23 protein-coding genes and 1 pseudogene are annotated in these 10,362 nt (G+C 61.2%); all 24 read right to left on the bottom strand.

Annotation, left to right across the window (positions count from 1 at the left end; all coding sequences use genetic code 11):
* Window positions 1-112: 112 nt before the first annotated feature.
* Window positions 113-445: a phage protein NinX family protein gene (locus tag DBR23_RS23485; RefSeq protein ID WP_108499766.1), complete on the bottom strand. Its 333-nt coding sequence runs from the start codon at window positions 443-445 to the stop codon at window positions 113-115.
* Window positions 442-843, bottom strand: a complete 402-nt coding sequence (locus tag DBR23_RS23480) for a hypothetical protein (RefSeq protein ID WP_108499765.1) — start codon at window positions 841-843, stop codon at window positions 442-444. Before DBR23_RS23480 ends, DBR23_RS23485 begins: the two co-directional genes overlap by 4 nt.
* Window positions 844-846: 3 nt before the next feature.
* The gene (locus tag DBR23_RS23475) at window positions 847-1,056 is read right to left on the bottom strand and encodes a hypothetical protein (protein WP_108499764.1); all 210 of its coding nucleotides are present in this window, start codon (window positions 1,054-1,056) and stop codon (window positions 847-849) included.
* On the bottom strand, window positions 1,053-1,394 hold the full coding sequence (locus DBR23_RS23470) for a hypothetical protein (RefSeq protein ID WP_108499763.1): 342 nt from the start codon (window positions 1,392-1,394) through the stop codon (window positions 1,053-1,055). Before DBR23_RS23470 ends, DBR23_RS23475 begins: the two co-directional genes overlap by 4 nt.
* Window positions 1,391-1,618 carry a hypothetical protein gene (locus tag DBR23_RS23465; RefSeq protein ID WP_108499762.1) on the bottom strand — a complete coding sequence of 76 codons (228 nt, stop codon included), beginning with the start codon at window positions 1,616-1,618 and terminating at the stop codon, window positions 1,391-1,393. Before DBR23_RS23465 ends, DBR23_RS23470 begins: the two co-directional genes overlap by 4 nt.
* A complete protein-coding gene (locus DBR23_RS23460; protein WP_108499761.1) occupies window positions 1,615-1,800 on the bottom strand; it encodes a hypothetical protein in 186 nt (61 codons plus the stop codon). The genes DBR23_RS23465 and DBR23_RS23460 overlap by 4 nt, the downstream gene beginning before the upstream one ends.
* Window positions 1,797-2,780, bottom strand: coding sequence for a site-specific integrase (locus DBR23_RS23455; RefSeq protein WP_108499760.1), 984 nt, complete (start codon window positions 2,778-2,780; stop codon window positions 1,797-1,799). Before DBR23_RS23455 ends, DBR23_RS23460 begins: the two co-directional genes overlap by 4 nt.
* Before the next feature lie 26 nt (window positions 2,781-2,806).
* A pseudogene (locus tag DBR23_RS32350) lies at window positions 2,807-2,959 on the bottom strand (helix-turn-helix domain-containing protein); the annotation flags it as partial.
* On the bottom strand, window positions 2,959-3,213 hold the full coding sequence (locus DBR23_RS23445; RefSeq protein ID WP_108499759.1) for a hypothetical protein: 255 nt from the start codon (window positions 3,211-3,213) through the stop codon (window positions 2,959-2,961). The gene DBR23_RS23445 and the pseudogene DBR23_RS32350, both read right to left, overlap by 1 nt.
* Window positions 3,210-3,845, bottom strand: a complete 636-nt coding sequence (locus DBR23_RS23440) for a dUTP diphosphatase (RefSeq protein WP_233250700.1) — start codon at window positions 3,843-3,845, stop codon at window positions 3,210-3,212. The genes DBR23_RS23445 and DBR23_RS23440 overlap by 4 nt, the downstream gene beginning before the upstream one ends.
* Window positions 3,820-4,038 carry a hypothetical protein gene (locus tag DBR23_RS23435; RefSeq protein ID WP_108499757.1) on the bottom strand — a complete coding sequence of 73 codons (219 nt, stop codon included), beginning with the start codon at window positions 4,036-4,038 and terminating at the stop codon, window positions 3,820-3,822. The genes DBR23_RS23440 and DBR23_RS23435 overlap by 26 nt, the downstream gene beginning before the upstream one ends.
* On the bottom strand, window positions 4,035-4,247 hold the full coding sequence (locus DBR23_RS23430; RefSeq protein ID WP_108499756.1) for a hypothetical protein: 213 nt from the start codon (window positions 4,245-4,247) through the stop codon (window positions 4,035-4,037). Before DBR23_RS23430 ends, DBR23_RS23435 begins: the two co-directional genes overlap by 4 nt.
* Window positions 4,244-5,194 carry a hypothetical protein gene (locus DBR23_RS23425; protein ID WP_108499755.1) on the bottom strand — a complete coding sequence of 317 codons (951 nt, stop codon included), beginning with the start codon at window positions 5,192-5,194 and terminating at the stop codon, window positions 4,244-4,246. Before DBR23_RS23425 ends, DBR23_RS23430 begins: the two co-directional genes overlap by 4 nt.
* Complete coding sequence (locus DBR23_RS23420) at window positions 5,191-5,445, bottom strand: hypothetical protein (protein ID WP_108499754.1); 255 nt, start codon at window positions 5,443-5,445, stop codon at window positions 5,191-5,193. Before DBR23_RS23420 ends, DBR23_RS23425 begins: the two co-directional genes overlap by 4 nt.
* A 49-nt stretch (window positions 5,446-5,494) precedes the next feature.
* A complete protein-coding gene (locus DBR23_RS23415) occupies window positions 5,495-5,890 on the bottom strand; it encodes a hypothetical protein (protein WP_108499753.1) in 396 nt (131 codons plus the stop codon).
* A 217-nt stretch (window positions 5,891-6,107) separates the two neighbouring features.
* Window positions 6,108-6,452: a hypothetical protein gene (locus tag DBR23_RS23405; protein WP_146191427.1), complete on the bottom strand. Its 345-nt coding sequence runs from the start codon at window positions 6,450-6,452 to the stop codon at window positions 6,108-6,110.
* Window positions 6,453-6,520: 68 nt separating this feature from the next.
* Window positions 6,521-6,646, bottom strand: coding sequence for a hypothetical protein (locus tag DBR23_RS32165; RefSeq protein WP_255581857.1), 126 nt, complete (start codon window positions 6,644-6,646; stop codon window positions 6,521-6,523).
* A 3-nt stretch (window positions 6,647-6,649) separates the two neighbouring features.
* On the bottom strand, window positions 6,650-7,267 hold the full coding sequence (locus DBR23_RS23400; protein ID WP_158276487.1) for a VWA domain-containing protein: 618 nt from the start codon (window positions 7,265-7,267) through the stop codon (window positions 6,650-6,652).
* Window positions 7,268-7,329: 62 nt separating this feature from the next.
* Entirely contained in the window at window positions 7,330-7,902 is a 573-nt protein-coding gene (locus DBR23_RS30055; protein WP_199227787.1) for a hypothetical protein, read from the bottom strand.
* On the bottom strand, window positions 7,899-8,486 hold the full coding sequence (locus DBR23_RS23390) for a 3'-5' exonuclease (RefSeq protein WP_108499749.1): 588 nt from the start codon (window positions 8,484-8,486) through the stop codon (window positions 7,899-7,901). Before DBR23_RS23390 ends, DBR23_RS30055 begins: the two co-directional genes overlap by 4 nt.
* A 78-nt stretch (window positions 8,487-8,564) precedes the next feature.
* Complete coding sequence (locus DBR23_RS23385; RefSeq protein WP_108499748.1) at window positions 8,565-8,867, bottom strand: hypothetical protein; 303 nt, start codon at window positions 8,865-8,867, stop codon at window positions 8,565-8,567.
* Window positions 8,833-9,081 (bottom strand): hypothetical protein, encoded by a 249-nt coding sequence (locus DBR23_RS23380; RefSeq protein ID WP_108499747.1) that lies wholly within the window; start codon window positions 9,079-9,081, stop codon window positions 8,833-8,835. Before DBR23_RS23380 ends, DBR23_RS23385 begins: the two co-directional genes overlap by 35 nt.
* Window positions 9,082-9,090: 9 nt before the next feature.
* Window positions 9,091-9,897, bottom strand: a complete 807-nt coding sequence (locus tag DBR23_RS23375) for a hypothetical protein (protein WP_108499746.1) — start codon at window positions 9,895-9,897, stop codon at window positions 9,091-9,093.
* A 22-nt stretch (window positions 9,898-9,919) separates the two neighbouring features.
* Window positions 9,920-10,362, bottom strand: a 443-nt coding sequence (locus DBR23_RS23370) for a hypothetical protein (protein WP_233250699.1), incomplete at its 5' end; no start/stop codon positions are given.

Here is a 10,362-nt window from a genome sequence, read left to right as displayed (position 1 = left end):
GTGTGGCGGTCACGGATGCGGCGCAGGTGGTCGTCGTGCTCCAGGGTGCCGTAGGTGAACACCGGCAGCGAGGCTATCTGCTCAGGAGTCAGCGGAAGCAGGTTCGCATTTTTCATGACAGCAGCTCCTCGGGCACTTCGACCTCGTCGCCCAGCTTGGAGGCGACACGGCAGCGCATCGCGGCGATGAGCGCGGTGGGGCCGGATGTGTAGTGTGTGAAAAGGTAGCTGCGCGCTAACCAGCCTTTAGCATTGGGCTTGGATGTGGCGATGCCTTCCCGCTCGATGATCGGGCCGCCTTGTGCCCAGTTGGTGGAGTAGTGATGCTCGTCAGCCAATGCGCCGGTTCGCTGGAATATGAACATGCTCGGGCGTTTGCCCTCTGCACGGGCCACCGCCCAGTCGAGCGCGGCGCCGGTCAGTTCGCTTGTTTTGATGGTGGTCATGCTGGCTCCACTGAATCGGTCTCGACATCGAAGTCTTTGCTGACCTCGACTTCACGGTAATGCCGCCCGTCATACCCGCAGTCGCTGCAGGACATCAAGTCGTATGTGCCGAGCTCTTCGGTATTCACGTTGATAGCGGCGTCGCGGTACACCCGCGGACTGCCGCAACGACAGGCGGTGATGATTCGGGGTGATGCGGGCTCTTCCGTTTCACCCCGCAGCAACTTCACCAGGCGCTGGGCCTCGTTGAGCACGGCCCAGCGCCCGTCTTGGTCGGCCTTGGTCATCTGGTTCCCGAAGCACACCATCACGGTCTCAAGTGACGCGGCCGTGTTGTCGAGTGCTTCAATCAGCTCACCGGCATGCTCAGCCACCAGTTCGTGGGTTTCTTTGGTCATGGCTCACTCCGTCAAGTTGAACGTTGCCTGCGACAGCTTGAAGTCCCGCGCAGACATTTGCACGGCGACCTGCCACCGGATGCCGACCCGCTCCATGTAGTCAAAGGACTGGATCGTTACGTCGCCAGGGCGCTCTTTCTGTATGCGCAGCAGCTTGCGCAGGGTTGTCTTGATAACGATCTCGTCGTCGAGGTTGACGCGCGGTTCAGTCATCCTTCCACCCGCATGTCGTAGTGAAGACCTTCGAGCGTCAGGAGGATGTAGTAGTCCTCACTGGGCTGCTCACTGCGGTCTGCTTCGGCGGCTTCGCGTCGGGCGATCTGCTGGGCTTGGAGCGGGCTCGTCGCGTTGACGTGCGACAGGAACGTGTCCTGACCATAGTTGGTGGCCGCATAGTCCGGGCGCAGCACCAGGACGGTGTAGGGCCGGACGCGCCCGCACTCTTGCTGCAGAGAGCGCACATGTGCGAGCGCATCCTCGTGGGTCATGGACTCGTTGCCATCGTCAATGACGGCACGCAGCTCTTCGTAGAGTTGGTCGGTGGTTTTCATTCCAGCTCCTTCGGTACGTTGAAATATTGGCCGCATGCGGTGCAGAACAGGCGCACGTTGCCTACGAGGTCATCGCGGTCCATCTGCTCGACGTTGGAGGCGCCGAGTTCCCATTCGCCGTCTTTCGACACCGGCGTGTACTCGGTCTGGTCTCTGGCAAGCATCAGGTCTTTGCACCCGCACGGGCAGGCACCGTCGGTGGGCAGGTCGATCTTGTTGGTCATGACAAAGTCCTCAGATCCGGGCCGTTGGGGTCGTACGGTCCCAGCTTTGTCGCACCGCACGCGCAGCGGTAGAAGCCACGCAGAGAGAGGCGCGCAGAACGCCCGTTGATGACCGTCTGGTTGACGTTCTTCACGAACTCCCACTTGTGTTTTGGGTTCAGCGTGCAGGGTTTCTGCTTCATGTCTTCTTCCTCACGTTGTTAGCAAATTGCGCCAGGTAGCCTGGCGAGTGGTGCGCGTAGTTCTTGACCATGCGTTCGTCGTTCCAGGCGCCCAGCTTCTGCACGACGTCCAGCGGCGTGCCGGCCTGCATGTGCCAGGTGGCCCAGGTGTGCCTGAAGCCATGCCAGGTGAACCCCCGGTACTTGCCGTCGACGATCTCGCCGACACCAGCGCGTACGCAGGCAGCCTGGAAGGCCGTTTTGATCTCGCCGATGGGCTTGCCTCGGAACGTGAAGACCCAGACCTCGTCTTTGCCTTTCACAGCCTCGAGCACTTCGACGGCCCGGTCGTTGAGCGGGATGCCGATGGCTTTGTCGGCTTTCATGTCCTCGCCTTCGACCCACACCATGCGGCGCTCGATACTCACGCGGTCCCAGGTCAGGCCCAGGACGTTGGCTTGGCGCAGGCCGGTCTCGACTGCGAAGGTGGCCATCATCCGCTGGTGCGGCGGCAGCTGGACGTACAGCCGGTCCCACTGCTCGCGGGTGATCCACTTGCGGGGCTTGGACTTCACTTCGCGCACGGGCAGCTTGGGCACATCGCGCACCCAACCCTCGGCCTTGGCGGCATTGAGGATGGCCGCGATGATGTTGCGGTACCGGTTGAAGGTGGCTGGCGTCTTGCAGAACGACAGTGCCGCCACGATGCTCTCGCGCGTCACGTCCTGCAGCGCGCGGTCCTTGTAGTTGCGGCCGAACTTGGCCAGGCTCAGCAGATCGGACTCAGATCTGTCTGCGAGCTTGCACCAGTGAACGACAGCGTCGCCCCAGGTCTTGCCGCTCAGCTTGGGTGCGGACCAGAGGCTTGCCTTGATCTCGTCGTGGATGCGCTGCGCTTCGATGCGATCAGTCGTTCCAGTTGATCGACGTACCCGTGGGTGACCCGGGACGGAGATGTTGACCGACCAAACGTCGGTTCCAGCTTGCTTGTAGAGGGGCATAGGGGCTCCTGGTACTGGGCCCGCATGTAGGCCACCAGGTCGGCCTCCAAAAAAGCCCACTCTTTACCAATCTTTGCGCCGGGGATGATCCGCGCTCGCGCACGCGCTGCCAGCGTGTTCTTGTGAACACGCAGCAGAGCGGCGGCCTCGACGAGGCTGAGCGAGCGCGGAGTAGTCATCAGCCGATCAACTTCTCAGTTGCAGCAGCCACGGTCGGGCTGGTGGCCATGAGGTTCAGGAAGCGCAGCAGGCCCTCCTTGTCAGTCGGGACATTCACAGACGTGGTTGTGATGTCCTTGCGCGGCGTGCCTTCCTTGACGTGGCGTGCGCGCACGGACGCAGCCTCGGCTTGTGAGCCGACGAATTCAGAGACTTCGCGTTCACGGTCATCGCCGTCGACGTCCATCTTTGCGGTGACGAGGTAAAGGTTCATGCTGCGGCTCCTGCAGTGACGGATGCGTAGATGGACTCGAGCTTCTCGGCGAGCTGCTCGACCGTGGCGTCAGGGCGGGCGGCGATCAAGTCGGCCAGCACGACGTTGTCTTCTTTGCCGTGCCATTCCTTCACGTAGGTGCCCTGCTTGTAGCCATGGCCCTGGCGGAAGATGTTCAGCACGTTCTTGGCGATGTACATCGCGTGCAGCTGGTCCCAGCTGAAGTCGAGGCGGCGCATGAGGGTCTCGAACGCGCCCTCATCAAAGCGACCTTCACCGGCGGCTGACGCGAGCATGTCGAACAAGTGCCGCGTATCTGCGTGCCCGTGGCTGAGCGCGCACTCGAAGCGGCTGGTCAGGCTTGTTGCCGCCCACTCGTTGTCGCCATTGGTGCCCACCAGCGTGGCGCTGAGCACGAAGTGCCAGATGTCCACCAGCTCGATCTGGACTTGAACGACATCGGGCTCGGACTTCTTCCACCACTTCCAGCCGTAATGGTCCAGGGCCTCGACGGCTTCGACCATGATGGCGCGGTGCCAGGGGTAGCCAGCACGGAGCCAGTCCGGGTTGACGGTGGCGTTCATCTTGTTCTGCAGAGCAAGCTGCTCAATGAGTTGATTTTTTGAGAGCACGGATTTGTTCCTCTTTGGTTGGGTTGCGCTTGGGCAAAGGCGCCCAGGCCACTGCGTCTTCGCCCCACGTACCGATGACGCACACGCCACCTTGGGTGAGGATCAGGACTTTTGCCCCGGGCATGGCGGGCTCATCGCCCGCCTCCGGGTACCGGTAGACAGCGTCTCCGGCGATATAAGGGGTCTCGCTCATTTCGTGATGCCCAACAGCTGTTTGGCTTCTCTCACCACACGGATCGTTGCGTGGTCGTAGTTTTTCGGGGATACGCTGACTGCCAGGTGGCGCACAACGTCGCCGAGCCTGAGCTCGTACACGAGGTGTTTCTTCTGGCGCAGCCGCGTGATCTGCAGCTCAGGGAGTTCTTCCTTGAGCTGTTTGAAGGCCAGCCGACAGTGCTTCATGACATGTCTTGCGGCAGGCGGTGCGACATGTAGGTGGGGAAGCGCGGCTTGTCTTTGACACCGTGCGTCATGTGCTTGAACTTCACGACGTGGCCGACGATTTCCTTCTGGTTCTTGAAGTAATACTCGGCTTCGTTCACGGTCATCTCGCCGCTGCCCACGGTGATCTCGAGACCCTTGGGGAACAGCAGCTTGCCGGTGAAGGGGTCATGGAAGTCAGCCAGCAGCACGCCCTGGATGGAGCCGATCTGACCGTTGGCCACCATGCCCGCTTTGGCCGACGAGCGCTCAGTGCGGCCGAGGGCGTTCTTCTTGGCCTCGTTGGTGTTGATCTCGCCTTCGCTCACGCCGGTGACGAGCATCTCGGCGTCGGCCCACGGCTTGACGCGCCAGAGCTCTTGGCCCTTCTGGGTAGCGCGGCCTGGCTTGTAGGGTGCTTCGGGGTTGCGGATGATGGTGCCCTCGTAACCCTGGTCGAAGTTGCCCGCGATGTAGCCCTGCAGCTCGGCGGCATTCGTCGCCATGAACATGGGCACAAGGTGGACACGCGGACAGTCGAGCTGGCGAACAATGTTGCACAGGCGCTCATAGCGCCATGAGTACGGCATGTTCAGCGCGCTTGGGGCCAGGTAGTCGAACACCCACCAATGCAGGTCCGGTGGTTCGCTCACGTCCTTGAAGCGGCCCATGGCACCAGTCGTGAGGCTGCACAGACGGTCGCCGCAGTTGGGCTTGTCGCCCAGCGTCATTTCACCATCCAAGTACTGGAACTGCGGCAGGCTCCACATCTGCGTGACGCCGAACCCGTCAAACTGTTTCAGGCTTCTACCGGTGAGCGTGCCGTTGAGGTTCAGGGCGCGCACGCCGTCGATCTTGGGCTGCACGATGCAGGGGAACTTGACCTGGTCGAGGATCGCGTCCTCGGCGAGCTGGGGCTTGATGCTCATTTCTTGCGGGCTTTCTTGGCAGGGGGTTGATGGGAGCGCACGACGAGCTGCAGGGCCTTGATGGCTACGGCGTCGCCGTGCTGGGCTAGGGCGTAGACCGACATCTGTGCAGACACGGCGCTGGAAGCGGGGTGGTCGAGCGGCAGAACTTCCAACGCCCACCGGGCTTTGCCCAGGTCATAGACCGGGCGCAGCTCCCAGCCCTGGCCGGCGGCGTGCTCTGCTTCGATGGGCGTCAAAAGATCGAACATAGATAAACGATTCGAGGGGCAAAGAAAGCCCACATGAGTGGGCTGTCCGTCAGTTCTTTTTCTTGATGACGATGGAGAGGTGTGGCAGCTCAATGTTGATGTTGTCGCCGTCCTCTGTGATGTAAATACTCGGTCGGTCCAGGATCGCCTTGGGCTTGTAGTCGATGACTTCCTTGGGCTTTTTCCAGTCTGGCAGCTCTTTGTTCTTCCAGACGTACGCCCATCGAGCTCTGCCGGCCACGGCGTCGTTGCGCTCGTTTTGTACCCGGCTGACCTTTCCTTTCCGAAAGAGAATGCCGAGGTAATCGGACACTCTGTTGGCGGACGGGGCCACAGATCTAACTGGTTGCATGTCATACAGCTGGTTGCAATCGAGCGGCTCTGTTGCTCCTCGGAGGATCGTCTCTAGGATGGGTAAAAGCTCGTTGTGGCCTTCGGGTGTCATGGTTTCTCCTTAGCGGGTCCTGCCTCCCCTGTTTTCTTTTAGGTTCTGGCAGTGAATGCAGCGATGGTACCCAAGCCCGACCCTGGCGGGTGGTATGGCCTCCCCACATGCGCAAACGCCATCAAAGCCTGGCGGCGGGCTCTCCTTCACCCGGGCGCGCTCAATGCCTGCCCGGATCTCAGATTCGGCGAGCCTTTCGGCCTGCTCGACGAAGTTCTCATCCATGCGTTTCTTTCAGGATCACATCTGCCAGTTCCTTGCGGGACTGCAGCTTTTTGAGAAAATCAGCGGCGGTGAGGGGCTGGTCCCAGGCCAATCCTGGAAACCAGACCCCGCCGTCCTTGGACCCGACGACCACACCGACAGAACGACCCTCCCCATGCCGTGAGCGCAGCCATTCTTGCTGCAGGTACGAGATCGCTGGGGCTTTCCCAGTGAGTAGGTCGATGACAGTGTCAGGGCGCTTCGGCACCACGATGAATTTGTACTCAACCCAAAGGTCGCGCACTCCGCTGTACCAGACATCGGCGATGCCGCCGTTGTACTGGTTGTGGTTCTTCATGTGGTAGAGCTTCGTCGGCAGGTGTTTGTGCACACTACCGATGAATGTGTTCTCGGGTCCCTTTGACATCAGCCGGCCACCTTCTTCTTGAGGGCGACCCAGGCCTCTGTCAGCGTCTTGAATTGGTTGCCGACTTTGAAGCCGCCGTAGAAGGCGGCCCCAATGACGCTCAGCAGGATGAGGTCAATGATCATGGCTTAGTCGTTGATCGCAGCCAGCACCAGTTCAGCCGTGGTGGCGAAAGCGTCAGCTTCGGCCACGGTCTTGGCGTCGACGATGTCGAACTTCGCACCAGTCAGGCCATCGTCCAGCTTGCGCAGGTACGCAGATGCCGAAGCGTCGTCGCCCACCTGGATGAACAGGATGGTCAGCGCGTCGTCAGTTTCCTGCTTGTTCGCAGCTTCCACGATCACGCGAGCGGCGGCGGCTTCGTCGTCAGGCACACCGTCGGTGAACACCACGATGAAGTCCTTTTTGTCGGACTTGCCGGCCAGCTTCAGCGCTTCGGTCAGCGCTTCGGCCAGAGGCGTCGAGCTGCGCGGGCTGTGCTGGGTGAAGATTTCCTTCACCTTGTCAGCGGTCACGCCGGTGTACGACTGCACACCATTGCCGCTGAACATGACCGCGTCAATACCGTCGGCGTCGAGCTTGCCCACGTCGCGGGCAAAGGTCATGGCGCTTTCCTGCACAGCTTCCCAGCGGCTGCGGTTCGAGCCAGCCTTGACGGGTTCTGCCATGGAGCCGGATTTGTCGATCACGACGACGAAGTCGTACTCGGACAGCTTGGCTGCGATGGACTCGATAGGTGCATTCATAAGAACTCCAAAAGATAAACGATTTGCCGGCGAAGAAAGGCCCGCCGGCATGGCCCTATTGGTTAGCCGGTGAGGCCGGTCTCTTCGCCGACGAAGATGACCTCGACCTCGACGTTGCCGAACATGGCCTTGATGTCACGCTCCAGCGTGCAGCCAGGGCAATCGCAGGTCTCGATGGACTTGCTGTCCGCTTCGCGCTTCTGGCGACTCAGGTCGGCGATGGCACGATCGATGCGCTGCTTGAGGCCGCCGGTCGGCAGAGGGCCGAACGTGGCCGCCTGATTTGCGTCGAATGCGCGGCTCTTGAGGGGCGCGCCGATGGCCGCGCCGAGCGACTGAGGGTCTGTCGCGTTTTCTTCCTGGGCCGGGGCCTGCTCTTTCTCCAGGCGCTGCTCGACCAGGCGCACGTAGCCGATGATGTCGTGCCAGCTGTCGATGTAGTTCGGGTCGCCGTTGAGAATGCGACCGATCTTGTGGGCCACCATCTCCAGAGCTTCGCGCTGGTCGTTCTTCAGATCGTGCCAGCCAGGATGCTGGCCCATAACGCGCTTGAGGTTCTGGGTCACATCGGCGTGGCCGGTGAACGCACCGTAACGTCGGCCGCGTTCGTCGAGAGTCTTGTCGATGGCGTTCATTGGTTTGCTTTCGGTTTGACAGGTTTGAAGGGGTTCTTGTCCGCGGCGATCTTGCCGAAGACGCCGGCGTGGATGGCCTGGGCGACCTGGGCCTGGTGGAATGCATCAGCCAGTGCGTTGTGCTTCACACCAGAGAACGGCACGGTGCCAGCGATGGCCTTGGCGCCAGGCAATTTCTTGTACGTGCGGAAGCAGTTGCTCGCCCAGAACTTCCAGGGAGCTTCCATCTGGATCTGCGCGTAGGCGTGGGCCAGCATGGGGATGTCGAAGTCGGCGCCGTTGCTCCAGACTTCGTAGTCATCGCTCCCGACCCAGTCACTGAAGTCTTCCAGGGCTTGGGCGAGAGTTGTCTTGTCTTCGTGGAACACAGACTGGGCAGCAATGTCTTGCTTGAGCCACCACAGGAGTGTGTCTTCTTGAATTCGGCGGCCGAGGTCCAGGTTGCTGTCGATGGAGATCGAAGCGTAGAAACCCTTGTCGTCGATCTTGCCGGAAGTCAGGTCGAACTTCACGGCGCCGAGGCTGAGAATCACGGAGTCCGCGCGGGTCCCGAGTGTCTCAAGGTCGATCATGATGTGCTTCATGTCTGCGTGGGTACCAGTGTTAGGGTGTAAAAAACCCCGCGCCTTTCGGCGCAGGGAAGGGCACTGCGAGGTACCGAATCAGGCGGTTGCGGGTTCGGCGGCAGGCTCGAGGGCGGCCAGCTGCGCGTTGATCTTGGCGCGACCCTTGTCTGCAGCGGCGGTAGCCTTTTCCAGCTTCTTGGCGGCAGCGTCGACTGCCTTCTGGGCTACGGCCACAGCCTTCTCAGCTTCTTTCTTGGCGACTGCCAGGGTCTTCTCGGCGGCCTTATGGTCGGACACGAACTTGCTGTGCTCGTCGTTCACGACCTTCAGAGCGGCCTTCAGGTTGATCTTGGCGTCCTTGATTTCAGCCTTGGACAGGGTCTTGGGTGCTTTTGCCATGGTGGTATTTCTCCTTGAGTTGGCGATTGAATGAAACCTCGTTGAGCCGGACGGCTCGGGAAATCAGCCGGTCGATCAGCGACCTCCGGCGCAAAGTGCCGCTCTCAAGGTCGAGAGCGGCAATTACCTCTTCCAGCGTCAGCTCGCCGATGACAGCCTTCAAGCTCGGGTACGAAGCCAGAGCGCGGTCCAGATACCACTTGCGAACTGCCACAGTTGCTCCTTAGCGGCGAGCGGCCACAGCAGGCTTGCGAGCAGCCACGGTGGGCTTGCGGGCAGCGGGGCGTGCAGGCTTGGCGGGCTCCTGGCCGTAGCTGGACACATCGGGCTCGACAGTCAGCAGCTCCTTGGCCTCAGCCTGGCGCGCGAAGTGCACGGCCAGGTTTTCATTGGGGCGGGGGTCGCTGAAGTTCAGGGACGCGTAGGTCACGCCGGGGTTGAAGTCGACCGAGGCGATGACAGCAATGGGCGGCATCTGGAACGTGCGGGCCACAGAGCCGACGAAGCTGTCGAAGTTCTTGAGCGCCGTCGGCGACACCGTCAGGAGCCACAGCGGGGTGTCTTCGGTGGCGTCAGGGGGCAGCACGGCCAGCACGCGGCTGTTCTTGCAGGCCTTGCCCTTGCCAGCCGAGTTGAACTGGTTCATGGGGCAGCTGGCGCAGTCGTCGGCCTGCTTCACCGGGCTGTTGTCGCTGGGCACCATTTGCTTGGGTTCGGGGTGGATCGCAAAGCAGGTGGGCGGCACGATGTTGTTCGGATCGTACGCACCTTCGTAGAACGAATTACGAGAAACGAAATCGACAACGACCAGATCCAGAGGGCCTTCGACAGTAGAGCCGTCGGGCAGCTGGAACTTCTTGTCCTGGGTGATGCGAATGTTGATGCCCGAGGGTGGGGCGATCTTGTTCGCCTGGGCGGCGACTTGAGCCTTCAGCTGCTCCTGGATGGAGACGATAGCGGAGCTGGCAGAACTCTTGACGGCAACTGCAGTGCCGGGCTTGGAGGCGGTGGTTTTCTTGGCGGTGGCCATAGCGGTCTTTCAGGGTGGTGGGTTAGGTCAGAGCGCGCAGGTTCAGGCGCTTCTTGGTGAAGGGCTGGGTGCCGGGAACGACGCCCTTGATCTCGACCATCTCGCGCCAGGCGGGGTCGGACACACGGCGTTGCAGGAGGTGGCCGTTCTTGGTCTTGTAGATCCAGGCCAAGAGCGCGTCCCAGTCCTCGACGTTGGCGACGACCGAGGTGCTGATCGAGACACCGGCGGCCTTGCCGGTCATCTTGTCGACGCCGTTAGCCTCCATGTTCTCCATCAGCTTCGACTCGAGATCAGCCATCTGGCCGTCGAGATCTTTGATCGACGCTTCGAGCACGCGCTTCTTTTCGCGCAGTGCCCACATTTGGTCGATCATGGCGCCGGGCGTGGTTTTCGCGGCGGTTTTGGCTTTGGGGCTTGCAGTCACAGTAGGCATTTCATCCTCTTTGGTGGTGTGAATCATAG

The organism is Acidovorax sp. HMWF018 (genome assembly GCF_003061035.1).
Classification (GTDB): Bacteria; Pseudomonadota; Gammaproteobacteria; order Burkholderiales; family Burkholderiaceae_C; genus Acidovorax; species Acidovorax delafieldii.
This window is presented reverse-complemented; position numbering and strand designations above follow the sequence as displayed.